At 71.7% G+C, this 24497-nt stretch carries 20 protein-coding genes; 12 read left to right on the forward strand and 8 right to left on the reverse strand.

Features of this window, described 5'->3' with window-relative positions; genetic code table 11:
- Positions 1-113: 113 nt before the first annotated feature.
- Positions 114-1592, reverse strand: a complete 1479-nt coding sequence (locus tag ACWEOZ_RS28455) for a nitrilase-related carbon-nitrogen hydrolase (protein ID WP_451913722.1) — start codon at positions 1590-1592, stop codon at positions 114-116.
- Between the two features lie 216 nt (positions 1593-1808).
- Here ACWEOZ_RS28455 and ACWEOZ_RS28460 point away from each other — a divergent pair, with 216 nt between their 5' ends.
- Positions 1809-2927 (forward strand): sensor histidine kinase, encoded by a 1119-nt coding sequence (locus tag ACWEOZ_RS28460; RefSeq protein WP_451913723.1) that lies wholly within the window; start codon positions 1809-1811, stop codon positions 2925-2927.
- A gap of 5 nt (positions 2928-2932) precedes the next feature.
- Positions 2933-3589 (forward strand): response regulator, encoded by a 657-nt coding sequence (locus ACWEOZ_RS28465; RefSeq protein ID WP_451913724.1) that lies wholly within the window; start codon positions 2933-2935, stop codon positions 3587-3589.
- Between the two features lie 13 nt (positions 3590-3602).
- On the opposite strand, the gene ACWEOZ_RS28470 is transcribed toward ACWEOZ_RS28465, so the two are convergent.
- Positions 3603-4190: a hypothetical protein gene (locus ACWEOZ_RS28470; protein ID WP_451913725.1), complete on the reverse strand. Its 588-nt coding sequence runs from the start codon at positions 4188-4190 to the stop codon at positions 3603-3605.
- 51 nt (positions 4191-4241) lie between these two features.
- The gene (locus tag ACWEOZ_RS28475; protein WP_451913726.1) at positions 4242-5153 is read right to left on the reverse strand and encodes a hypothetical protein; all 912 of its coding nucleotides are present in this window, start codon (positions 5151-5153) and stop codon (positions 4242-4244) included.
- A gap of 54 nt (positions 5154-5207) precedes the next feature.
- Between ACWEOZ_RS28475 and ACWEOZ_RS28480 the strand changes: the two genes are divergently transcribed.
- Positions 5208-5510, forward strand: coding sequence for a hypothetical protein (locus ACWEOZ_RS28480; protein WP_451913727.1), 303 nt, complete (start codon positions 5208-5210; stop codon positions 5508-5510).
- A gap of 20 nt (positions 5511-5530) precedes the next feature.
- Here the strand turns inward: ACWEOZ_RS28480 and ACWEOZ_RS28485 are convergent, their stop codons facing one another.
- The gene (locus tag ACWEOZ_RS28485; RefSeq protein WP_451913728.1) at positions 5531-7438 is read right to left on the reverse strand and encodes a PIG-L family deacetylase; all 1908 of its coding nucleotides are present in this window, start codon (positions 7436-7438) and stop codon (positions 5531-5533) included.
- 73 nt (positions 7439-7511) lie between these two features.
- Here ACWEOZ_RS28485 and ACWEOZ_RS28490 point away from each other — a divergent pair, with 73 nt between their 5' ends.
- The 8 genes from ACWEOZ_RS28490 to ACWEOZ_RS28525 all read left to right on the forward strand — a co-directional run bounded on the left by ACWEOZ_RS28490 (position 7512) and on the right by ACWEOZ_RS28525 (position 18566).
- Positions 7512-8645 carry a glycosyltransferase family 4 protein gene (locus ACWEOZ_RS28490; RefSeq protein WP_451913729.1) on the forward strand — a complete coding sequence of 378 codons (1134 nt, stop codon included), beginning with the start codon at positions 7512-7514 and terminating at the stop codon, positions 8643-8645.
- A gap of 3 nt (positions 8646-8648) precedes the next feature.
- On the forward strand, positions 8649-9737 hold the full coding sequence (locus tag ACWEOZ_RS28495; protein ID WP_451913730.1) for a glycosyl hydrolase: 1089 nt from the start codon (positions 8649-8651) through the stop codon (positions 9735-9737).
- A gap of 502 nt (positions 9738-10239) precedes the next feature.
- On the forward strand, positions 10240-11271 hold the full coding sequence (locus tag ACWEOZ_RS28500) for a glycosyltransferase (protein ID WP_451913731.1): 1032 nt from the start codon (positions 10240-10242) through the stop codon (positions 11269-11271).
- Positions 11268-12494, forward strand: a complete 1227-nt coding sequence (locus ACWEOZ_RS28505) for a glycosyltransferase family 4 protein (protein ID WP_451913732.1) — start codon at positions 11268-11270, stop codon at positions 12492-12494. The genes ACWEOZ_RS28500 and ACWEOZ_RS28505 overlap by 4 nt, the downstream gene beginning before the upstream one ends.
- A complete protein-coding gene (locus ACWEOZ_RS28510; protein ID WP_451913733.1) occupies positions 12494-13612 on the forward strand; it encodes a glycosyltransferase family 4 protein in 1119 nt (372 codons plus the stop codon). Before ACWEOZ_RS28505 ends, ACWEOZ_RS28510 begins: the two co-directional genes overlap by 1 nt.
- A complete protein-coding gene (locus ACWEOZ_RS28515) occupies positions 13609-16029 on the forward strand; it encodes a hypothetical protein (RefSeq protein ID WP_451913734.1) in 2421 nt (806 codons plus the stop codon). The genes ACWEOZ_RS28510 and ACWEOZ_RS28515 overlap by 4 nt, the downstream gene beginning before the upstream one ends.
- A 12-nt stretch (positions 16030-16041) precedes the next feature.
- Positions 16042-17283 carry a glycosyltransferase family 4 protein gene (locus ACWEOZ_RS28520; protein WP_451913735.1) on the forward strand — a complete coding sequence of 414 codons (1242 nt, stop codon included), beginning with the start codon at positions 16042-16044 and terminating at the stop codon, positions 17281-17283.
- Positions 17280-18566 carry a lipopolysaccharide biosynthesis protein gene (locus tag ACWEOZ_RS28525; protein ID WP_451913736.1) on the forward strand — a complete coding sequence of 429 codons (1287 nt, stop codon included), beginning with the start codon at positions 17280-17282 and terminating at the stop codon, positions 18564-18566. Before ACWEOZ_RS28520 ends, ACWEOZ_RS28525 begins: the two co-directional genes overlap by 4 nt.
- Here ACWEOZ_RS28525 and ACWEOZ_RS28530 read toward each other — a convergent pair.
- From ACWEOZ_RS28530 to ACWEOZ_RS28540, 3 genes are all read right to left on the reverse strand, one after another.
- Positions 18561-19478: a DUF5996 family protein gene (locus tag ACWEOZ_RS28530; protein ID WP_451913737.1), complete on the reverse strand. Its 918-nt coding sequence runs from the start codon at positions 19476-19478 to the stop codon at positions 18561-18563. The two genes, ACWEOZ_RS28525 and ACWEOZ_RS28530, sit on opposite strands and share 6 nt — an antisense overlap.
- A 66-nt stretch (positions 19479-19544) precedes the next feature.
- The gene (locus ACWEOZ_RS28535) at positions 19545-21242 is read right to left on the reverse strand and encodes an FkbM family methyltransferase (RefSeq protein ID WP_451913738.1); all 1698 of its coding nucleotides are present in this window, start codon (positions 21240-21242) and stop codon (positions 19545-19547) included.
- Positions 21243-21693: 451 nt separating this feature from the next.
- Positions 21694-23298 carry a cellulase family glycosylhydrolase gene (locus ACWEOZ_RS28540; RefSeq protein ID WP_451913739.1) on the reverse strand — a complete coding sequence of 535 codons (1605 nt, stop codon included), beginning with the start codon at positions 23296-23298 and terminating at the stop codon, positions 21694-21696.
- 188 nt (positions 23299-23486) lie between these two features.
- On the opposite strand from ACWEOZ_RS28540, the gene ACWEOZ_RS28545 reads away from it, so the two are divergent.
- A complete protein-coding gene (locus ACWEOZ_RS28545) occupies positions 23487-23774 on the forward strand; it encodes a putative quinol monooxygenase (RefSeq protein WP_451913740.1) in 288 nt (95 codons plus the stop codon).
- 64 nt (positions 23775-23838) lie between these two features.
- Here the strand turns inward: ACWEOZ_RS28545 and ACWEOZ_RS28550 are convergent, their stop codons facing one another.
- Positions 23839-24402, reverse strand: coding sequence for a TetR/AcrR family transcriptional regulator (locus tag ACWEOZ_RS28550; protein ID WP_451913741.1), 564 nt, complete (start codon positions 24400-24402; stop codon positions 23839-23841).
- Positions 24403-24497: the final 95 nt, after the last annotated feature.

The following is a 24497-nucleotide window of genomic DNA, read 5'->3' on the forward strand; positions in this document are numbered from 1 at the left end:
GGAGTACTACAACACTGCCCGCAGCCACTCAGCACTCGGGGGACACCCACCGATCAGCCGCCTCACCGCCTGAAACAACGTGTCGGGTCGCAACAGCTAGACCCGGTCGTCGGTCATGGAGCCGGCGACCAGAGGCGCATCGGTGCCGACCAGGCGCCGGCCGAGCAGCACTCCGTCATCTTGGCTGGGCGTTTCACGACAATGAGTCCGGCCAGGAGCAGCAGCATGCAGGTCCACGCGAACCAGTCACCGAACTTCGCGTACATCGTTGTTGCCGAGCTGTCGGGGAACGCGGTGACGACAGATACGAAGGGCGCGTCCGTACTGTGCGCCTCGGCCAGGATCCGGCCGTGCGCGTCGCTCACGACCAGGTCGCCGTTCCGTGCCGCACGGGCCACGGTGAGCCCGCTTTCGACACCTCGGGTGACCGCCATCCGGCCGTGCAGCCATCCGTCGCGGTGGAAATCCCAGGCGGGCACGAAGAGAGTGGTGGCGCCCCGTCGACGGTAGTCGCGGACCAGGCCGGGCAGGTCCAGATCGAAGCAGATGGCGATCCCCCAGCGCGTACCGGAATCCGCCGCGAACGCCAGCTGGTCACCGGGTGCGAAGTCGCTTTCCAGCCCTGGGATGAGATGGTGCTTGAAGTACACGACCGGTCGGCCGCCGTCCGCGGGGAGGTCGACGGCCGCGTTACGGAGTGCACCGTGCTGTTCGAGGACCAACCCGACGATGACCTCCACGTCGTGGTCGGCGGCGAGCCGCGCCAGAGGGGTCGCCAGAAGGGGGAACGTCGTGTCGTCAGCGGCGAACACCTTCTCCGGCATGACGACGACGCGAGCGCCGCGGGCGGCGGCTTCGGTGATGTGGGCCCCGTACTCGGCAAGCAGGTTGCGTCCCTCCGGCGTCCCGACCGGAGTGATGCCGGAAAGGCGGTCGGTCGCGAGCAGCGCCACCTGCTGTGATCCGCCGCTGTCCGGCGAGTGCAGCTGCCACGCGCCGTACCCCGCCGTCAGGGCCAGTAGCAACGCGGCGGTGACTGCCACGCCGGCCCGGCCTACCGCCTGTGGTGCGAGGAAGGCCGCGGCGGCCGTGGGCACCGCGAGGAGCAGGAAGGTGATTCCCCATGGTCCGGTGACGGAGGCGGCCTGCAGGACGGCGAGGATGTCGGCCTGGGTGTAGGCGAGGCTCCACCAGGCCCCGTTCGGGGACAGCACCGACATCGCGTACTCGACGACGACCCAGGCGGCCGGCGTCGCGGCGACCGCCACCAGCGGGTGACCTCGCCGGATGAGCCCGCGCGCGAGCAGCACGACCAGGCCGAACAGCAGCGCGGACCCGACGACGATCGAGACGGCCATCGGCGGTGGGATCTGTACTGTCTTCAGGAAGTAGCTCCACATCGGCGTCTCGCCGCCCAGCCACGCGGCCGACGCCGCCAGGAACGCCACCCGGGCGCTGAGGCGAGGGGCGGCGAGGAGCACCGGAAACGGTGCGAGCCAGGTGAGCCAGGGTATCGGGGTGAGCCCGGTACCGACCATGAACAGCGTCGCCGACGCCACCGTGGCGGCGACCGCCACGGCAAGACGCTGCATTGATGAGTTCATCGTGGTGCCTCCCGTGTCCAGGTGCCCCACTGTCCGGGAACCGGGCCGGAAGCACATCGCCGACGGGAGCGGTCCGCATGGCGCGCGTACGGACTGACGGATCTCACCCCTGCGAGTGAGACCGTCATCGGTCCGGCGGGCGTAGTAACGGCAGGTGGCGATCGAATAGGCTGGCCGCGGTCTCGGCCGGAATCGGGAGCGGTGATGCGGGCGGACATCCTCAGGGTTCGGCGGACCGACGTCGCGGTCGCGGCGGCCGTCGTCGCGCTGACGGTGACCCCTTCGCTGGTTCCCCACGTGCGGCCGTGGTGGTTCGTGTCACTCGCCGTGCTGATGTCGGTCCCCGTGCTGTGGCGGCGCCGCGCCATCCTGTCGACCGGGGCGCTCGTCGGCAGCGCAACCACAATCCTGGCGATCACGGCCCAGTCTCTGCCGCGATCCGTGCTCCTGCTGCCGTACGGCGTGCTCGTGTGCACCTACACCTTCGCAGCGGCGGACCTCTCGCGGACCCGGCGCGCCGTGGGCACAGCGGGCCTGGCCGTGGGCGTGGCGGTGTCGCTGATCGTCCCGCAGGAGGATCTCGAGACCTACCGTTACCTGGTCACGGTCATCGTCGCCGCCTACGCCCTCGGGGTCGGCGCACGGGCCCGGCGGGCGAGAAGGGACGCCGTGCGGGAGCGCGAAGGTCGTATCCGGGAAGAGCGCGCCGCCGCGGTCGCCCGAGAGCGCACCCGGATCGCCCGCGACATGCACGACATCGTGACGCACTCCGTCGGGCTGATCCTGATCCAGGCCGAGACCGGTCCCCTGGTCCTGCGGCACCATCCGGAGAAGGCCGAGGCGGTCTTCGAGTCGATCGCCGCCGCGGGCCGTGACGCGGTCGGGCAGCTTCGCCTGATGCTCGGGACGCTGCGCGAATCAGGCAGCCTCATCGATGCGCCCCTCGGGTCGCAGCCCGGGATCGGCGCCCTGCACGGCCTGGTGGACAACGCCCGCCGGGCCGGCCTGGACGCCTCCACCGAGGTACGCGGCACAGCGCGCGACCTCTCCGCCGACCTCGATACGGCCGCGTACCGGGTGGTCCAGGAGTCGTTGACCAACACGATCCGGCACGCCCGCGCGAGGAACGTCAGTGTCTGTCTCCACTGGAACGACGACTCTCTGCGGATCGACGTCGCGGACGACGGCCGGGGCGCGGACGACGTGCGGGAAGGGTACGGCATGATCGGCATGCGCGAGCGGGTCGCGGCCTGCGGTGGCCGGCTGACCATCCAGCCGGGGAGTCCCGGTTTCACCGTCACCGCGATCCTGCCGATCGGCTGACCGGGATGCTCCGGGTGCTCGTCGCCGACGACCAGGAACTGTTCCGCTGCGGCTTCGCGATGATCCTCGAGGCCGGCGAGGACATCACCGTCGTCGGCGAGGCGACCGACGGCGCCGAGGCCATCGCGAAAGCGGTCGAGTTGCGGCCGGATCTGGTGCTCATGGACATCCGGATGCCGGGCGTGGACGGCGTGCAGGCGACAGCGGAGGTGTGCCGCCGGACCGAGGCGAAGGTGCTGGTCCTGACCATGCACGACGTCGACGAGTACGTCTACGACGCTCTGCGCGCGGGCGCGAGCGGCTTCCTGCTCAAGGACGTACGACGCGACGACCTCATCCGCGCGGTCCGCCTGGTCGCCGAAGGACAGTCGTTGCTGGCCCCGGCTGTCACCCAGCGGCTGATCGCGGAATTCATGGGCCGGGGACGCATCCGGCCCGGTCTGCAGCAGCGCCTGGGCGAGTTGACCAGTCGGGAGACGGCGACGCTGCGGTTGCTCGCGCGGGGCCGGTCGAACTCCGAGATAGCGGCGGAACTGGTGGTCAGCGGGCACACCGTCAAGACCCACGTGAGCAACCTGCTGACGAAGCTGGGCCTGCGCGACCGCGCCCAGGCTGTCGTCTTCGCCTATGAATCCGGCCTGGTCGTGCCGGGCGACGAGTAGCCCCGCCCGGTCCTCAGCGCGCCGAGCAGAAAGCCCGCAGGGCCTCCTCATCGGCCGCGGACATCCATTCGTACGTGCCGCGCAGCTGGTCGGCCCGCTGGTCGATCGTCGCTACCGTGACCGCCATGTCGCCCCAGGGCATGCTGATGTGCAGCAGGCTCCGCACGATGCCGGGCGGCAGGTGAACGCTGTCGGCGGGCGTCGCGCGCAGCAGCAGGCCGCTGGTGGACACGTCCTCGACCTGGCCCGACACCGCCACCAGCCGCCGGCCCGGCTCGGAGTCGAGCTGGGCGGTGCCGGTGGCGGCGTACGCGCCGGGGCGCCGCGCGGCACCGCGGCGCTGGACCACGCCGGTGGGTGCCTCACCGGAATGCGTGAGAACGCCGTCGCGCAGCTCCGCCTCGACCCAGGTGACGCCGGCGTTGCTGACCAGCTCGAGGACGCCGAAGCGGCGGACGCCCGGGCCGTCGGGGCTGAGCACCGGGATCGGCGGCAGCTCGGCGACGAAAGCCGCGCTCACCTCGGCCGGCACGATCAACGCCAACGGCTCTTCGCCGGGGCACCGCAGCAGGAGCGTGCTGCCCGCCGGGACTGTGATCATGCTGGCACGGTCTCACGGCCATCACCCGCCCGGCTGCCGCGCTTCGGAGCATCACCCGGCCGTGGGCATCAGCTTTTCCCGTTCGACGCCCCGGCGGGCGAGCACGGCAGCCACCGCGACCACCGCGAAGCCCCAGATCCACAGCAGCTGCAGGCTCTGGACCGAGACCAGCGGCCAATCCAGGACCTGCAGCGCGAGCAGCGTTTCGGCGGTCGGCCCGAAGGAGAAGCCCTCCTCGTGCATCATCGCGCCGCTGATGGGCGTCGGCTCGGCGGCGGTCAGGTAGCTGATCAGCGAGACGACGAAGCCGGCCGCGGACGGGATCGCCAGCACCAGGCCGGTCACCGCGAGGGCCCCGCTGGTCGCCGGACGCCGGGAGACCCGGATCCGATGGGCCAGGGCGACGCCGATCAGCCAGCCGGCCGTCAGGCCCAGCAGGATGCCGGCGATGGTCAGCGGCAGGTAGGCGGCGGGCCGCAGCGGCCAGCCGCCGACGCCGATGTAGACCTCGCCCTGGGCGGGATCGGACGCCGAGTGGACGTCGAACCGTACGCCGTCCTTGGTCGCCGTGTAGCTGTAACCGGTGACCAGGCCGCCGAAGTACACCGGGGTGGCCTGCCAGCCCTCGGCGACCAGCTGCCGATGGCTGTCCTCGACCGCCCGTCGCACCGCCGCGCCGTCCGGCAGGGTCTCCCCCGCGAACACGTAGCGGCTGGTGCGATCGGCATGGATCTCGCCCGCCGGCAGGATCCGCTGAGCCGCCGACAGCGCCGGGTATCCGAAGGTGCCGGCCCAGGATCCGACGCCCGCACCCAGGGCGCCCCCGATCAGCAGCGTCAGCACGGCCAGCACCAGCGCGAAGGGGCGGCGCACGGGCGGGCGGAACCGCTCGCGCAGGCCGTCGGCCACCAGCCGCACCTGCTCCCGGCGGCCGGGCCGGCCGCCCGGGGCCATCTCGACCATGGTCGCGATCAGCTCCGTTTCCTTGAGCTGTTCCGGATCTCGACCGTCGGCATCGTGGCCGTCGGAGAACCGGCGCCGGATACACCGGACAGCCCGGCGGATGACGGCTCGCTGGGCGCGGGCAGAACCACGTACGGCGACGGTCGGTCGCGGGTGCTCGCGTACGCGGACCCCGACGTCGCCCTGCGCACTCTGGGCTCCCGGTTCAATGCGGGTCTGCCCGGCGAGGTTCTGCTGCGGATGGCCGCCGACGACCCGGAGTGTGACGGCATCCTGGTCAACAGCGCCACCCAGCCGAACAGCATCATCATCACCAGGTCGACGGCCGCGCCGTTACGCCGGGACGGCCACGAATAGCAAGCCGATACCCCGGGCGGCTACATGCCCAGGCTCTGGTGGACGAACTGCTGTTGCGAGCCGGTTCCGGCCTGCCGCCATACCGACACCCCCGACGGTTCGATCGTGAACAACGTGGGCAGTCCGGAAGCGTCGATCGCCGCCGCCGGCTCACCGAGCAACGTGCCACCCAGGTCGGACCACGGGCCGAAGGTCTCGCCGCCGGCGGGCCGCCGGGTGACGCTCACCCCGTTGGCCGCATTCCGCGCGAAGATCAGCTCTCCCCCGGACGCCGGGAGCACGGTGGTGGGCTGGCCCAGGCCGACACCACCGAGGTCGGCCGGCTCCTCCGGCCAGGTGCCGGCAGCCGACCGGGTCAGCAGCAGCACCCGCCCGGTGCCCTCCTCGCGGTAGCTGACCGAGAGCCGTCCTTGCGCGTCCACGCTCACCTGCGGCGGGCTCGCCGGCGCCCCGCTCCGAAGAGACTCCTGGCGCTCCACCGCCGCGTTCGGCTCGGGCTGTGACCAGTGCTGGATCTCAGTGCGACTGCCGGCGAAGATCTCGATCCGTCCCTGCGGACCGGTCACGGCGGCGACGCCGTCCTGCAGGTCGTGGCCGCCCAGGTCGTCCCAGCGCCCGCTCCACCCGCCTTCGGAGCCCTGTGCCTGCGTGCTGATCCCACCGCCGCCGTTCTTGACGAACACCTGCAGCCGGCCGTCGGCGTTGACCGCCAGCGCCGGCGTGCCGACCTGGTCCTCGTCGCCCAGGCCGGCGTTGGGATTGCCCAGATCGGCCCAGCCCCCGGCGAACGAGCCGTCGGGAGCCTGCACGGAGGTGACCAGGTGATGGTCGGTGGAACGGCGGCCGACCACCGTCAACCGTCCGTCCCGCGTACGCCCGACGGCGAGGCCGGGGGTCAGCCGGCCACCGGGGTTCGCCAGCGGAAGCCCGGGGCCCCAGATCCCGGCGGCCAGCTGGGAGTAGACCTTCGGCACGCCGTTGCTGACCACGAACGCCCGCACGGTTTCGCGGCCGTCGCGGGCCACCCAGCCGGCACCGCGAGGCCACCGGTGGTACATGCGGGACAGCCAACGGTCACCGCCGTGCGAGTCGCCGAACGCGCGGTCGTAGCGGTAGTACTTCTCGAGGATCCGGCCCTTGCGGGCGGTCTGCTCGGCAGACAGGTTCGATGGGACATCGCCGATGTTGTAACCGCGATAGTTGACCTCCTGCAGGGGGCCCGCGTACCCGGCGGCCGCCTCCCGCGCGAAACGGGCGGCCGTGACGTGGTCGGCGTGGTCCTCGGTGTACCCGGCGCGGCGGTCCGGCTCCGGGTCGAGCGAGCGCAGCACGGTCGGCCGGTAGATGTCCATCAGCGAGCGCAGCACTGCCAGCACGTCGGTGCGGCCGTATCGCGACGAGGAAACGGTCAGGCCTCCGGCCGGCACCACCGAGCCGAACGAACCGCCGGTGTCGAGGTTGCGCAACTGCCCGTCGGGCAGGTCGAGGAACAACAGGTGCACGTCCGGGCGGGCGCGCAGGAAGTACATCTCCACCACCCGGCCCGCGACCGGGAACGGGGTACCTTCCCATTCCGACTGGGTGGCATCGTCGGCGTCGGCGACCCCGGCCATCTCGGCGTACGCGTTCTGCAGGCCGCGCTGCCGGTTCCGGGCCCGTTCGGCCGGGGTCGAGCCGTTCCCGGTCAGTTCGCCGGCGGTCAGGTACACAGTGATCGCCGGCAGAGCGGTGTTGATCGAGCGGTCGATGTCCGGGTTCATGAAGAAGAGTTCGTCGTCGGGATGGGCCACCACCTGCATGTACAGCGGATGCAGATCCTGCGGCGCGGCCGCGGGCGCGGGCACGGCGGGCGCCGGAGCCGCCGGCACGATCACGCCAACCGTCACCGCGGCGACCGCGACCAGAAACGTCTTGAACCTGCGCAACATGGTTGCCCCCCATAGCGATACCCTTCTATGCCACGCACCGTAGTCGGTCGCATGCGGAAGGGGGATTGTCGCCGTGAAAATTCTTCTCGCTGCCCCGTACTTCGCACCCCGCACCGGAGGCATGGAGACCTACGCCTGGCACCTCGCCCAAGGTCTCCGGGCGGCCGGCGCGGAAGTCGTCGTGGTCTGCGGCGACGACGTTCCGGCGGTGCGGCGTGAGCACCTCGACGGGCTCGTCGTCTACCGGTTGCCGATCTGGCGGACGGTGTCCAACACACCTGTGCACCCGGCCTGGCCCTGGCTGCTGCGGCGGATCCTGCGCGCCGAGCGCCCGGACGTGGTCAACGCCCACACCCCGGTCGTGTTCATGGTGGACGCCGCCGCTCTGGCGGTGGGCCGCGTTCCGCTCGTCGTGACGTACCACGCCGCCACCCTGGACAAACCCGATGGCCTGGCGATGCGCGCGACGACCCTGGCCTACCGGGCGGTCCAGCGGCTGACGCTGGGGCGAGCCGACGCCGTCGTCGCGGTCTCCCCCTACGTCCGCGACGGGTTACGCCGGTGGGCGGACAAGCTGCACGTGGTGCCCAACGCGGTCCCCGCGGTGGCCGCGGCCCCGCCGGAGGCGGCCGGCGACGGCCTGGCCTTCGTCGCCGGCCTGCAGCGCACCCACTCCTGGAAAGGACTCGACCTGCTCCTTGACGCGCTGGAACGGTACCGCCGCCGATACGGCGGCAGCGCGCCCCGGCTGACGGTGATCGGCGAGGGCGACGACCGGCCCCGGTACGAGCGGCGGGTGCTCGAGCTCGGCCTCACCGCCGCGGTGACGTTCACGGGCCGACTGCCCCCGGCCGAACGCGACCGGGTGCTGCGCGGGGTCCGGGCCCTGGTCGCCTGCCCCACCACCGCCAACGACGCCTTTCCGACGGTGCTGCTGGAGGCCTGGGCCCAGGGCGTGCCGGTCGTGGCCACCGCGATCGGAGCCCTGCCCTCCCTCGTCGAGGAGGGCAGGACCGGGGCGCTGGCCCGGGCCGGCGATCCGGACGATCTGGCCCGGGTCCTGCACGGGGTGCTGACCGACGCCGATCGGGCCCGCGCCCTCGGCGAGAACGGCCGACGGCGGGTGGCCGCGGAATTCACCTGGCCGACCCAGGCCCGCCGGATGATCGACCTGCTGGCCGCGGTCGCCGGCCCCGGCCGGCGCTGAGCCGTGCGGACCACGCCGCGGCGGGTGGTCGCCGTGCTGGCCGCCGCCCTCATCGCCGCAGCGGTGGCGTACGGCGGGGAGGCCGTCACCGACAACACCGGCGGGGCGACCGTGCAGCCCGTCATCCCGGACGTGCCGGCGCAGACCCGGCACGTCGGCGGCGTGGCGCTCGGCAGCGGCGAACCGGCGAACCCCCGTCGTCGCGCCGACTATGCGGCGCTGCGGGCGATGAACGCGACCTGGGTGCGCAGCGACATCGACTGGCGTGCCGTGGAGGAGTCGCCCGGCCGCTGGGACTTCAGCCGGTACGACGCGGTCGTCGCCGACGCGCACGCCGAAGGCCTGCGCCACCTGGCCATCCTGCACACCGTGCCGGCGTGGGCCAACCACGGGGCCGGCGCCTACTCGCCACCGCGGGACCTGCGGTGGCTGCGCGAGTACTGCCGGCGCACCGCCGAGCGGTACATCCCCCGGGGCGTGCGGGACTTCGAGATCGGCAACGAGGTGAACCTGCCGCATCCCGGCTGGACGCGCCCCAGCGGTCCGGCGTACGTGCGCCAGTTGCTGCAACCATGCGCGGTGGGCGTGCGCAATGCCGCCCGGCGACTCAATGTGCGGGTCAACGTGGTCCTGGGCTCGGTGGTGCCCGGCGGCACCGGCCCCGCCGATCCGGTGCGCTTTCTCGCCGACGTGTACCGCGCGGGTGGCGGGCCGCTGTTCGACACCGTTTCGGTGCACCCGTACACCCGGCCGCTCGCCCCGGCCACGAGCGACCACCTCGGCGGATTCGTCGAGCGCGTGTACGAGGTCATGCGGGCGCACGGCGACGCCGCGAAGCTGATCTGGGCCACGGAGTACGGATATCCGACCGCGGGACCGCACTCGACATCCGAGCAGCGACTGGCGACCTATGTGGATACGGCCGTGGATCTGTGGTATTCGCACCCGTTCGTCGGTCCGCTGTTCTGGTATTCGGCGCGTGACACAGGCACCGACCGCAGCGACGACGAACAGCACTTCGGCCTGCTGCGCCACGACGGCTCGGCCAAGCCGACATACCCGGCCCTGGCCGAGCGGTTCACCCGCCACTAGGCGACCCGCCGACTTGCCGTGGCTTCCGGGCATAACGGATTCATCCTCGTGAATACAATTCGCATCTGCTCCCCGACGGCAGGTCCGGTTGATCCGCCGCGATTATCCGCCATGATCTGTTCATGGGTTGTTAAATTTCCGCGCCTGCGACAGCGCGATGCCGGACTCCGAGCGCTCGGCGACCGGTGTCCTTATCAGCAGAAGGCCATGATCGCGATACGGCGTTCACAATTTCCGGTGCCCCATGCTCGCTTGCCGGATGACAACGATGAAAGAGCGCAAGTCATTGACGTCCGCCACTCTGTGATGCTTCCATGGACCGGCATCAGGGTGCCGGAGCCGAACGCGTGCGCTATTCACGCCGGCTCCGGGAGAAACGAAACAATCTGATCATCCACTTTCTTGACGATCATCTGGCCGCCGTCGTCGCCGGCCATTTGTCACGTCCCGCCCGGCGCCGGAGTGGTCTCCGCTGCTCCCCGGGCCGATAGGGAAGATACTCATGGCTGCTTCGTACAACGGTGGTGCCGCCCGCGCCGAGCCGATCGACGGACACGCGAACGGCCGGATGCACCCGGCGCCGGCGCTGCCCGGCCGGCCACGGGTCGCGGTGCTGCTGCCGTGCCGGAACGAGGAGACCACCATCGCCGACGTGGTCGCGGACTTCCGGCGCGCGCTACCGGACGCAACCGTGTACGTCTACGACAACGCCTCCACCGACCGCACCGACGCCCAGGCGCGGCGGGCGGGTGCCGTCGTGGCCCACGTGCCACGCCCGGGCAAGGGCAACGTCCTGCGGCAGATGTTCGCCGACATCGACGCCGACGTCTATCTCATGGCCGACGGCGACGGCACCTACGACGCCGCCGCCGCGCCGGCACTCGTCGCCGCCCTGTGGGAGCGCAAGCTGGACATGGTGGTGGGACGGCGCGTCGATGCGGCGGAGGTCGCCGAGACGTACCGCTACGGCCACCGCTTCGGCAACCACCTGTTCACCTCCGCTGTGCGATGGATCTTCGGCAGCGGGCCCGAGGACATGCTCTCCGGCTACCGCGCCCTGTCCCGCCGGTACGTACGGTCGTTCCCGGCCGCCTCCCGGGGCTTCGAGATCGAGACCGAGATGACGGTGCACGCGCTCGACCTGTGCGTGCCCTTCGGTGAGGTCCCCACCACGTACCGGGCCCGTCCCCCGCACTCGGCGAGCAAGCTGCGTACGGTCCCCGACGGGCTGCGGATCCTCGCCTGCATCGTGCTGCTGTGCAAGGAGTACCGGCCCGCACGCTTCTTCGGGGCGCTGCTCGCCGCCCTCGTCGTGGGTGCCGCAACCGCGTCCCTGCTGCGGCCCTGGGACGCGGCCGGCGCTTTCGGCACCGGCAAGCAGGTCGTGATCATCTGCGCGGTGCTGAGCTTCGGCCTGCTCAACGCCGGCGTGGTGCTGGACTCGGTCAGCCGGAACCAGCGCGCGATGAAACGAGTGCTGTACCTCGCCGCCGCCGACCGCAGCGCCGACCGGCCACCCGCGAGGTTCCGGTGACGGCCGGGGCGCGCGACACGGTCACCACGGCGGAGCCGACGCCGTACACCTCCGCCGGGAGCCGCCCGGCCCGGGTGGCGTTCCTCAGCGACTCCGTCTGGCCGTTCAACACCGGCGGCAAGGAGCGGCGGCTGTACGAGATCACCCGCCGGCTCGCTGCCGCCGGGGTCGAGGTCCATGTGTACACGATGAAGTGGTGGCCGGGGCCCCGCACCCTCGTGCTCGACGGCGTGCACCTGCACGCGGTCGGCAAGCAGCATTCCCTGTACCAGGGCGAGCGGCGCTCGATCCGGCAGGCCCTGGTGTTCGGTGTGGCCACCATCCGGCTGCTGGGTGCCCGCTTCGACGTCCTCGACGTCGACCACATGCCGTACTTCCCGCTGTTCACGGCGCGGGTGGTGTGTTCGGTGCGGCGCCGCCGCCTGGTCGCGACCTGGCACGAGGTCTGGGGAGCGGCCGGCTGGCGGCAGTACCTCGGCCGGCTCGCACCGTTCGGCACGCTCATCGAGCGCTGGGCCGCCCGCCTGCCCGACGAGATCGTCTCGGTCTCGGCCCAGACCTCCGATCGCCTGGTCCGGGAACTGGGCGTACGGGTGCCCGTGCACACGATCGTGCCCGGGGTCTCCTTGTCCGACGTGGATGCCCAGCCGGCGGCGGAGCCCCGCGTCGACGTGCTGTTCGCGGGCCGGCTGCTGGCCAACAAGAACGTCGACCTGTTGTTGCGGGCCGTGGCGTTGCTGCGGCGGCAACGTCCCGGCATCCGCTGCCGGATCGTCGGCGCGGGCCCGGAACTGCCCCGGCTGATCGCGCTGCGCGACGAGCTGAGCCTGGCCGGCGCGGTGGAGTTCTCCGGCTTCGTGCCGGACGACGAGATCTACAGCGTCATGAAAAGCACGTCGGTGCTGGCCCTGCCGTCGGTACGCGAGGGATTCGGGTGTGTCGTGGTCGAAGCCAACGCGTGCGGCGTCCCGGTGGTCACCGTGAACCATCCGGACAATGCCGCCCGGCACCTGATCGCCTCCGGGCACAACGGCTACCTGGCCAACGTCGACGCCGCCGACCTCGCCCGTGGGCTCGCCGCGGCGCTCGACGCGGCCCCCCACCTGGACCCCCGGTCGGCCGCCGAACGGGCCGGTCACCTGCGCGACTGGGACGAGGTCGCGGCCGCGGTGCACGGCACGCTGGTCCAGCACCGCCCGCGGCAGCGGAACCACGGGCGCTGATGGAGATCGTTCAGGTGGTGGCGCTGTACCCACCCCATCTCGGCGGGCAGGAGGCGGTCGTCGAGCAGCTCGCCACGCGGCAGGCTCAGCGCCACCGCGTCACGGTGTACACCTCGGATGTCGGAGCCGCGGGACAGCCTCGGACCCAGGACCGTTCCGGCCGTGCGGGGTCGCTGCGGGTGGTGCGGCTGCCTGCCGCCTGGCTGGCGAACACACCGGTGATGCCGGGCCTGGTGGTACGCCTGCTCACGCACACCCCGCGACCGGATGTCATCCACGTCCACACCGGTCAGGCGTTCGTCCCCGAGATCGTCGCGTTGGCGGCCACCTTGCGACGTACCCGTTACGTGGCCCACCAGCACCTCGTGCTGCGCCCCTCCGGCCGGCTGGGCCGGCTGTTGCTGCCGGCGTACTTCCGGCTGGTGCTCGGACCGGTCCTCCGCCGCGCCGACCGGGTCATCTGCCTGACCGCCGCGATGCGGGACGAGGTGGTGCACACGTTCGGGGTGACCCCGGCCCGGGTGGCGGTCATCGCCAACGGCGTGGACACCACCGGAGTCCCCGCGGCGCACCGGCGGCGCACGGACGAACTGCTGTTCGTCGGGCGCCTGGCCGTGCAGAAGAACATCGGCGCCCTGCTGCACGCGGCGGCCGCCCTCCGCGCGGAGGGGCGCGACGTGCGGGTCCGGATCATCGGCGACGGCCCGGAACGCCGGCGGCTGCAGGACCTGACCGACCGGCTCGCTCTGGGCGGTACCGTCGCGTTCGAGGGGCGCCGCGACCGGGCCGCGATCCGGACCGCGTACGCGCGGGCGACCGCACTGGTGCTGCCCTCCACTCACGAGGGCATGCCGCTGGTACTGCTGGAAGCGATGGCCGCGGGGATCCCGGTCGTGGCGGCAGCGCTTCCGGAGATCGTCGAAGTGGGCGGCGACGCGGTGCTGACCGTCGATGTCACCGCGCCCGGCGCGCTCGCCGCAGCCCTGGGCCGCGTGCTCGATGACGTACCCCTGCGAACCCGGCTCGCCGCCGCGGCGACGGTCCGGGCCCAGGCCCACGCGTGGCCGGCCGTGACCGCGTCCGTCGAGGGTCTGTACGCGGAGGTGCTCGGCCGGTGACGGCCGGGTCGGCGACCGCAGCCGCGGCCGGGGCGTCCCCGGCCGGGACGCGGCGGGGGGTCCCCGCGGGCCGGGTCACCGTCGCACTGCTGGTCATGGTGAACGTACTGGTCTTGGCCGGAACGCCGGCACCGGTACGCGCCGCCCTGGTGCTGCCCGTGGTGGTTCTGGTGCCGGGCGCGTGGGTCATGCGGGTGATCGGCCTGCGCCGGCCGGCCGGCTGGGACGCGGTGCTGCACGTGGTCGCCTTCGGCCTGTGCTTCCTGCTGGCGGTCAGCCTCGCCGTGGCGGTGGTGCCCATCGCCGGTGCGTTGTCGCCCGTCGGGTGCCTGATCGGCTTCGACCTGGCCATGGGCGCGTTGCTGAGCGTGGCAGCGGTGCGCGCCGCCCCTCGTGCCGGTCCCACCGAAGTCGACGAGCCCGTACGGGGACGGCCGCGACTCCCGCTCAGGCCCGCGGATCTTGCCTCGGTCGCGCTCGCGGCGCTGGCAGTCGTCCTGGCCGTGGCCGGCGCCGCCCGGCTGAACGCGGGCGGCAGCGGCACCCTCACCGCGCTGGCCCTGACCGCGGGTGCGATGGCCCTGTTCGGCGCCTCGCTGCCCGGCGACAGCGCGCCTGGCGCCCGCGGCGCGCGAGCCCGGGACCAGGCCGCAGCCACGACCGTGTTCCTGCTCGGGCTGGCGGTGCTGCTGGCCACTTCGCTACGCGGGACGGGGGTGACCGGCCACGACATCAAGATCGAGATGCACGCGCTGCAGGCCACACTGACCGCCGGCCGATGGGAGCCCGGCGGTATGGCACCGGACTACACCGCGTGCCTGAGCATCACCACGTTGCCCGCGTTCCTGCACCACCTGCTCGGCGTCGCGCCGTTGGACGTCTTCCGGGTCTGCTACCAGGTGCTCTTCGCCGGCGTCGGCGTCGGCGTGTTCCTCCTCGCCCGGCGCCTGCTCCCCACCGGCGCGGCGGTTGCGGCGGCCGGGCTGTTCGTGGCCTTCCCGGCCTTCGTCAACGACATGCCGATGCTCAACCGCCAGGAACTGGCGCTGATCTTCTTCGTCGTCGCCATGCTCGCGCTGCTGGACGATCGAGGGTCCCGGCGCCATCGGCTGGTGACGTTCGCCGTCATGGCAGCCGGCCTGACGGTCTCCCACTACTCGACCACGTACGTCACCATCGGCCTGCTGTTCCTGGGATGGCTGGTGCTGCGGATGCCCGCACTGGCCGTCGCCGTCCGCCGGCGCGCCGGCCACCCGGAACGGTCCGGACCGCGACCGGTCCGATGGCCGGCGCGGATCGTCGCCGGCCTGCCCGGTTGGCGGGGAGCGCACCCGGTTCCGCCGCCGCTGCTCGGCCCACGCCTGGTCCTGTTGCTCGTGGTCTTCTCGGTGGCCTGGAGCGTGGGCACGGGCAGCGGCGGCGGCCTGGTCCGGACGGTGCAGGACTCGATGGCGGCGGTCCAGCGCAGCAACAGCCAGTCGGCCGACGCGGTCCGGTACAGCTTCTTCGGTCATACTCCGGCCCGCACCGATGAGCAGGTACTCCGCGACTATCTGGCCGCCCGGGGTGCCCCGGCGGATCCCGGCAGGCCGGCCACCACCTGCCCCGTCCGGCTGGTGCCGCCGGACACCCTGCCGGAAACCCCGGCCGGCCGGGGCCTCAGGGCCGCAGGGATCCCGCCGGCCACGGTCACGGCAGCTTCCAGGGTCGCCGCCGTGGCGCTGTTCCAGCTCGGCGCGATTCTCGGTCTGGTGCTGCTGTGGTGGGCCACCCGGCGCTCGCTCGGCCCGGCGCGCGTCCTCACCGCACTCGGCCTGGCGGCACTGGGCCTGCTCGCGGCCACGGTCGTTCTCCCCGAGCTCTCGCTGAACTACGGACTGCTACGGCTGTTCCAGCAGTTCCTGATCCTGCTGGCCCCGATGGTGGTCATCCTGCTGACCACGGCCCTGGGCGGGTTCCGCCGGCGGCTGCCCGCAGCCGGCGCCGCGGCGGTCGTCACGGCCTGCTTCGTCAGCACCTCGGGGCTCCTGCCGCAGTTCCTCGGCGGCTACCCACCCCAGCTGAACCTGAACAACGCGGGTGCCTACTACCGGGCCTGGTACGCCTCGGCCGAGGACGTGACGACGGCCAGCTGGCTGGACGCCTCCGTACCGGCCGGTGCAGTCGTCGCCGCCGACAGTGCGGACACCGCGCTGCTGCGGGCGAGCACACGGTTCGATCCCCGCGAGGGCGTGGCCCCCGGCATCGTGCCGGCCGGTGCCTATCTGCGCGTCGACGCCGACGGAGACGGCCGGGCGCAGACCGTCCTGGTGGCGGACGACCGGATCCTGACCATCAGCTTTCCGCTGCAGTGCGTGGCCGCCGGGCGGCCGCTGCTCTACGCCCGGGACGGGCATCTCGTCTACGGGCCGACATGAGGTGAATGGGCGATGCGGATCCTGCACGTCATCAACAACGGAAGCACCTGCGGCGGGGCCGAGAGGCTCACCGCGGACCTGGTGCGCTCACAACGCGCCGGCGGCCACGACGTCCACGTGCTGGCCGGCGACCGCCCCGGGCCCGGCGAGTGGTTCGCCGACAGCACGTGGCCGGTACTGACGGCACGCGGTCCGGCCCGGGTCCGCAATTTCTACTTCAACCAGGGCGCCCGGGCGGCGCTGCGCGAGCTGCTGGGCCGGTTCGCCCCGGAGGTCGTACACCTGCACACGATCGGGCTGCTGTCCGCCGGCGCGTTACCGCTGCTGCGCGGCACGCCCACGGTGATGACGGTGCACGGCCCGGAGTACTTCATCGGCGGCACCGTCCGGCACTGCCTGCCGGCGGCCTCCTTCCGTGGAGCCGACCGGGTGGACGGCCGGCTGAACGCCCGCGGAGCCGCCGCGTACGTCTGGGGCGGTGTGGTCTCGGGGGGCCTGTCCCGGCGGCTCCTGCGCCGGCACGTCGACGTCTTCACCGCGCCCAGCTCCTACATGGCCGAGCTGGTGGCACGATCGCTCGGGCCGGCCAGGATCATCCGCAACGGCCTGGACGAAGGCTTTCGGGCAGCGGTCCGCGCGCGGCCGGCCGGCCCGCCGGGGACTGGCCCGCGGCTGGTGACGGCCGGGCGGTTGGAGGACGTCAAGGGTGTCCAGGTGCTGCTCGCCGCGATGCCGGCGATCCTCGCCGCGTACCCCGGAGCCCGGCTGACGGTGCTCGGCACCGGCTCCATGGACGACCGCCTGCGGCGGCTGGCCGGCCAACTCGGCGTCGGGCCGGCGGTGAGCTGGAGCGGCTGGTCGCCACCGGCCACGATGGCCGCCGCCCTGGCGGCCGCCGACATCGCGGTGGTGCCGTCGATCTGGCCGGAATCGTTCGGGCTGACCGCCCTGGAGGCGCTGGCCGCCGGCTGCGCCGTCGTCGCGGCCGACTCCGGCGGGCTCCCCGACCTCGTCCGGCCCGGCGAGACCGGCCTGCTGGTGCCGCCGGGTGACGCACCCGCCCTGGCCGCGGCCGTCCTGACCTTGCTGGCCGATCCAGCGCTGCGGGCCCGGCTGGCCGCGGCCGCGACGCGGCTGGCCGACCAGCTCACGCTGACCGCGTACGCCCGAGCGATGTACGCCGCGTACCAGGACGCCGGTGCCGCGAACCGGACCACCCGCCCGGCGGCCCCGGCCACGGTGCCCGGCCGATGACCGACTCGACGCTCACGAAACCGGCCACCGGTCCCCTGGCCCGCCTGCGGGTGGCGACCGCCGACAGCCTGTTCCGCAATTCCGCCTTCCTGCTGCTCGCGACCGTGGAACTGGCCGCCGGCGGCTTCCTGTTCTGGCAGGTGGTCGCCCACCTGTTCCCCGCGGCGGAGGTGGGCCGGGCGGGCGCCCTGATCTCGGCGTCCGTGCTGATCGGCAGCTGTGCGCTCCTGGGCATGCACAACGCCGTCATCCGCTACCTGCGCGTCTGGGAGGACGATGCGGCCACGGTCGACACCGCGCTGACGACGGTGCTGGTGGCCGCGACGGCCGGCGCGCTCGCTTTTGTCGCGCTGGCGCCGGCCGTCGCCCCTGAGCTCGCCGGCCTGCTGCGACACCCGCTCAACGCGACCCTGTTCGTCCTGCTGACCAGCGGCTACGCGGTCAACATGGTCGGCGACAACGTGTTCGTGGCCGCTCGCCGCAGCGGATTCGTGCTGGGCCGCAACACGGTGGTCGTCGTGCTCCGGCTGCTGTTGCCCCTGGCCTGCCTCGGCCTGGGGGCCCTGGGCATCTTCACCGCCTACCAGGGGGCGATGGTCGCCGCCCTGGTGGTGTATCTGTTCGCCCTCCGGCGGGTGCTCGGCCTGCCGAGCCGGCTGCGGCTGCGCCGGGACCGCCTCGCCGCCATGTGGCGGTACTCCGCGTGGAACTACCTGGCGACCGTCATCCTCATGCTCCCGGCCCTGCTCATGCCCATCCTCGTCGCCGAGCAGGCCGGTCCGGCGGCAGCCGCCTACTACTACGTCGCCGCGCTGCTGGCCGGCACGCTGGCGTTCGTGCCCCAGGCCACGAGCCGTAGTTTCTTCGCCGAGGCCGAGCGCGACCGCACCCGGATGCGCACCTCGCTGGGCCGGGTGGTCCGGCTCACCCTCGCGGTGGAGCTTCCCATGCTGCTCGGCCTGCTGCTCGGCGGCCACTTCGCGTTGAGCCTCTTCGGCCGGCAGTACGCCGCGGCGTACCCGCTGCTGGTCGTGCTGGCGGTCACCCAGGCGTTGACATCCGTGGGGTACGTGGGCAGCACTGTCCTGATGGTGCTCGGGCGGTTGCGACTGCTCTGCGCCCTGTCGGCCGCGGCCTCCGCCGCCGCCCTGCTCGGCGCGTACCTGCTGGTCGGACGCGGCTTGATCTGGGCCGGCTGGTCGCTGCTGATCGGCGAGGTGATCCTGGCGGCGATCTACTTGCTGCTGATCCGCTCCGTGCTGGCCGCGAGCGCCCGCTCATGACGTCGAGCCGGGCCCGTCGAGCGCCCGGCGGTCCCAGCCGCCGAGGTCGGCGGCGGCCGCGTAGGAGGAGCGCAGGAAGTCGGTGAGCACCGCGTCCGGGTCCTGCGCACCGGCCACAGCCTCGTACGGCAGCAGCAGCTCCTGCAAGCCGCGGTCGTAGTACGCGGCCTCCGGGCGGACCGGCCGCTCGGCGTAACCGGCCGGCTCGACGTAGGCGTACGAGTAGAAGGCGCCCTCCTCGCCGCCGCCGGGCCAGAAGCCGAAGCTGGCCAGCTCGTGCGAGTAGCCCTCCCGCATCACCGACGGCGGGCAGTTCGGCGCTCCGCCCGGGTGCGGCGGGGCGATCCGGCCGGAGAAACGCGTGTACGCGAGGTCCATCGCGCCCCAGAAGAAGTGCACCGGGCTCGCCTTGCCGACGAACCCGGACCGGAACCGTCCCAGGACACGCTCGGCCTGCAGCAACTGCCGCCAGAACAGCTGCGCGGCCTCCCGGTCGTACGCGTCGTGCACCTCGTCCTCGGCGAAGGGGATGGCCCGCTCGACCTCATTGGGCACGGCGTGGATGGTCGTCGCCACGTCCAGCTCGGCCAGCGCCCCCATGGTCTCGCGGTAGAACACGGCGACGGATTTCGGCTCCAGGGCGACGGCCCGGTATCGGCCGTCGGTGGTGCGCAGGTGCAGCCGGTGGTCGAGGAAGTCGAACTCGATCTCGAAACCGCCGTCCCGGTACGGCACCAGCGACGTGGTCAGCCCGCGGGCGCTCGGGTACAGCGTGACGTGCCACCAGTGGTTGACCGCCGGCGCGTGCGCCATCCGGATCTTTCCCACGATCTGCAGCCACATGTGCAGCGTGTCCCGGGTATCGGTCCAGTCCCCCACCCGCAGCCGCGGCCACCGCTTGTCGTCTCGCATCGCACCAGACTGGCACACGCGGAACCCGGCCCGCGGACGTCCTCAACGCGACGACGCCGGCCGCAGCTACCCGGCCGCCTCGACAGCCGCGCGTTGCGCCCGCACCGCCGCCCAGAACGACTCGTCCGGCAGCTCCGGCGCGAAGAGCCACATCAGATCCTGGTACGTGGAGTCACCCTCGACGGTCCGCGCCTCGCGGTACGGGACCTCGTCGACGATGTGGTACCAGTGGTAGCCGTGCGGGGCCAGCGCCTCCATCAGACGGTCCTCGCCGCGCCCGCGCAGCACCTCGCAGAGCACCCATGGCCGATACTTGCGCAACGTCTCTGCGGCTCCGAGGAGAACATCCGGCTCGGTGGTCTCGGTATCCACCTTGAGGACGGCCGGGATGGTCCCGGTCCTCGTCACGTACTCGTCCAGCGTCTCGACCGCGACCTCGATCTGCCGCGAGGACTTGCGGAAGCCGGCCGCCAGCGAGTTGGAGGAGTCCGAGGAGTCCGACAGATAGAAAGTGGCCGTGCCGGAGTGGTCGCTCAGGGCGACGCGCTCGACCCGGATCTTCAGATCGTTGTCGGCGGCGACCCGCTCGGCCACCTCCGCGAGCGTCGGAAACGGCTCGAACGCCACCACGTCCCGGTCGGAAACGGCCGCGGCCAGGGCGGCGTACAGCCCGACGTTCGCACCGATGTCGAACACTGCCCCCGGACCCGCGGCCCTGAGCGGGGTCGAAGTCGCGGTCGCGGTGGTCTCGATGGCGGCCAGGAAGCACGGGATCGAGGACGACTCGTAAGCGGCCAGCCCGCTCTGCGCGAGCTTGCGCGGCACCAGCAACTCGACCGGGGCCGTCATCGTCATCGCGCGTCCCGGCGTGCCCGGCACCGGGATGGACACCACCCGGTGAGTGTCCCGGACGGCCACCGGCGCCGGCGCCGGTAACGGGTCGGGAGCCTTGCCGGCCCGGGCCCTGCGAGCCCGCCAGATGTCCGCCATGGTCCTCGGCACAGCCACCATGCCCTTGCCCGGGTGCTGCACGCCGTCGACGAGCGACTTCCCCAGCCGGAACGACGCCGACGCCTCCAGCGCCGCGCGGGCCTTGCGGGACTTGGCCAATTGCCTGGTCCGGGCCTGAACCGCGGTCCGCGCCTCGTCGGTTTCCTCGCGCGCGGCGGTCAGCTCCTCCGACAGCTGGGTGATCCGCTCCTCGAGCGTCCGCACCTGCTCGCGCAACGGTGCGACGGCCAGCTCGCCCAGCACCGGCTGATTGACCACCCACAACTGCGCCGGCAGCCGAGCGTCCGGCAAGGGCGCCGGCTCACCGGGGGGAACACTGGACAGACGGGCCGTGCGCGGCTGGACCGTCTCCACTCGCTCGGCGAGCAGGGCGACATGCATGCCGTACCGCTCGGTCGAGCTCAATGACACTGCATCGGTCAGCTGGCAATGCCCGTCGGCCAGCGTCTGCAGCACCACGGGCACGGGGACGGTCTCAGCCGGCCATCCGGCCAGAATCAGCACGGTGACGCCGACCGGCATCGCGCTCAGCTTCCGCGCGAGCTCGGCGGGCGGCGTGTGGCTGCCCGCTTCCGGGCCGAGCATGCAGACCACGAGAGTGCCCGCTCCGCCGCCGCGCCACTCGGTGGTGGCGGCCGAGAACGGCAGATCATCCGGAACCATCAGATGACGGCGCAGGTCCTGCTTGCCCGCAGAGGCGTCTATTACCCTCTCCACGTCCTTGACCAGGGGTAAAAGATTGCGCAGGAGCATCGGGGCCGTTCCTTTCTTCGGCGGCGGGCACGTGAACGGGTCTCCACCCGGTTGGTGCTGCGAAGTTCCCGTCCGGGCCGAACACCGGACAGGCTTCATGCCGCCAGGGCGATGCGCGACGATACCAAACGAGTTTCGTACGGTGTCGCTTTACCTATACGCATTAGTACCGTTTGCCGTAGTGCCGTGCCGGCGAATACTCCGAACCGGTCGGCCGGCGGAAGAAATCGGGAGACCGCCGTGGAGCAGTGGCGCCGCACGCCACGGCCACCACGAGAAACTGAGCCACAATATGCGGCAGCCCGACGCCGAAGGCGCCGGGCTGCCGCGAGCGAAAGCCGTTGTGCAGTTCGCCGAAAGGCGAGGAGCGCGCGACGGGGCCGGTCCTCGTTCGGCCTCACGCGGCACGACGGGCCGGGCCGCCGGAGCGGCGCCGGCCCGTGGTGGCGGGTCAGCTGCAGGTGGTGCCGTTGAGGGTGAAGCCGGTCGGGGCGGCGGCGTTGCCGGTGTGGCCGGCCTGGAAGCCGATGGAGGCCGAGGCCCCCGGGGCCAGGGTGCCGTTGTAGCCGGCGTTGGTCGCGGTCACCCGGCCGGTGGCCGGGGAGTAGCTCGCGCTCCAGCCGGAGACGATGCTCTGCCCGGCGGCCAGGGTGAAGGCCAGGGTCCAGCCGTTGATGGCGGTGGTCCCGGTGTTGGTGACGGTGATGCTCGTGGTCAGACCGGTGTTCCACGCGTTGACCGTGCTGCTGACCCGGCACGCGCCGGTGCCACCCGGGCTGGTGGTCGGCGGGGTGGCGGGCGGCGTGGTGGGCGGGGTGGAGGTGGGCGGGGTCGTCGGCGGGGTGGTGGGCTGGCTGCCGCCGACGGCGCTCATGATGGCGTCGATGATGCCCTGCTGGGTCACCGTGGCGGAGCTGCGGTCGAACAGGCCGAAGCCGTGCTGGCCGTTCCAGCCGTTGTCCCAGTAGGCGGTGGCCGCGCCGTACTTCTTGGCGGTCGCCACCACGGCGCGGGCGTAGTCCGCCCGGTAGCGGTTGTTCGTCGAGTCGTACGTCGTCTTGTCGATCGAGCCGTACTCACCGACGAACACCGGATATCCGCGGGTGACGAACTTGTCGTACACCTTCTTCATCTGTCCGTCCAAGAAGTCTTCCTGTCCCCAGGTCGACTTCTTGGCGGGGTTCGTCGCGCCCACGCCCCACTGCGTGATGGTGCCGTCCTCCTGGCCTGCGAAGTCCCACGGGTCGTAGTAGTGCACCGAGATCATGATGCGCTGCTCACCGGCCGGGACGGACGACGACCGGTTCTGGTCGGTGGGAAGGACGAAGCCGCTGCCCACGGTGTGGTCGATGTTGGTGTTCCAGCCGGGCACCAGCAGCCACCGCGACGCGTTGGTCCCGCCGGTACGGCGCACGGTGTCCACGAAGATCTGGTTGTAGGCGTTGATGTTCGAGTAGCACGGCTGGGTCGGGTTGCCGTACTGCCCGTCGAAGTTCTCGTTCATGGACTCGAAGATCAGGTGGTCGTTGTAGCTCTGGAACTTGGTCGCGATCTGCTGCCAGACCTTCTGGTACTTGTCCTTGATCGTGGTCTGGTCGGCCGCATCGCAGATCAGCCAGGACCCGGTGACGGACTTGTACCCGTCGCCGTGCATGTTGATCAGCACGTAGAGGCCCCGGCTGTGGGCGTAGTCGACGACCTCCTTGATGCGGTTCAGCCAGGCGGCGTTGACCGTGTAGCCGGGGCCGGTCCCGATGTGTCCGAGATAGGAGACCGGGATCCGGATCGTCTTGAAACCCGAGGCCCGTACCCGGTCGATGAGGGCCTGCGTCACGACCGGGTTCCCCCATGCCGTCTCGCTGGGGATGCCGTTGTTGTTGGCCTCGAGCGCGTTGCCCAGGTTCCAGCCGGCACCCATGTCGGCGACCAGTTGCGAGCCGTTCAGCTGGGCCACGACGTCGGCCGAGGCGGGCCTCGTCACTCCGTACACCGTGCCGGCGAAGGCCAGGGTGGCGGCAAGGAGTGCGAGCCCGGCCTTCCTTGCTTTCGAACTCATGGACATCCCTCTCGTACATTCTGGAAGGCTTTAACGTGGGACTTCTTTGTTGGCGTACCAGCCAAAGTACCCCAGACATCGACAGTCGTCCATCAGCGCTGCGCATCACAAGTGATGTCGCGCCGCGACATCATCGGGTAGGGTTCAGGACATCGGACGCCGGAACCTCCCGCATTGGAGCGATGACCATGATTCTCGAAATCGCCGAGCTGACCGCGAAGCCGGGCAGCGAGAAGGACCTCGCGGAAGCACACGCCGCGGCCATCGAGGTCTACGGGCCGACCGAAGGAATGCTCTCGGCCCGCCTCACCCAGGGGGTCGAGACCCCGACGAACTTCGTCCTTCTCGTGGAATGGACCGACCTCGCCGCGCACGAGCAGTACCGCAGCACCGAGCAGTTCGCCAAGTGGCGCGCGGCAATCGGCCGATACGTCGCCGGGCCCGCCGCCGTCCAGCACACCCGCGTCGTCGCCTGACCGGAGCGGATCCCCACCGGCGTCCTCGTCCGGCGCCGGTGGGCCGGGGCGCCGGCCGCGATGATCAGACGAGTGGTACGGCCGGAGCCTTGCGCCGCCCTCGCGGCGACCCGGCCCCGGGCACGATGGTCACCAGAAGAGACATCACGGACGCGGTGACGGTCGCCAGGTCGGTGTCGTGGTCGTTTTCCAGCCACTTCCGATACGCCGTACGGAAGATCTGGCTTCCCGCACCGGCGGCGAGCTCGGCGATGTCGGGATCCACTCCGCGCTCGCCGAGCGCCCGGCGGAACCCGTCCGCCATCTGGTGTTGCTTGATCAGGTCGCGTTCCAGCAGCCGGGGATCCGACGCGATCATCCGGCTCCGCCGACGCAGCAGCTCCCGCGATCCGAGCTTCGCCCAGTCGTAGCCGGCCAAGGTCCCGGTCACCGCCTCGAGCGGTCGCGAGATGTCGGGAATCTCGAGGAGCTCCCGGACGAGGGCCTCGTTGAGCGCGTCCGCGTCGGCGAAGAGAACCTCTTCCTTGTCCGGGAAGTAGCGGAAGAAGGTCCGGGTGGTGACACGGGCGCGTTTCGCGATCTGCACGGCGGTGGTGTTCTCGAACCCTTGTTCTTCGAACAGTTCCATCGCGGCCTCTTTCATCCGCTCCTCACTGCCGTGCTCCCACCGAGGCATTGCGTCAACTTACCTGTAGCCGGAGGGCTCAGCTCCGGCGACCTTGG

It is taken from the genome of Actinoplanes sp. NPDC004185 (assembly GCF_053603475.1).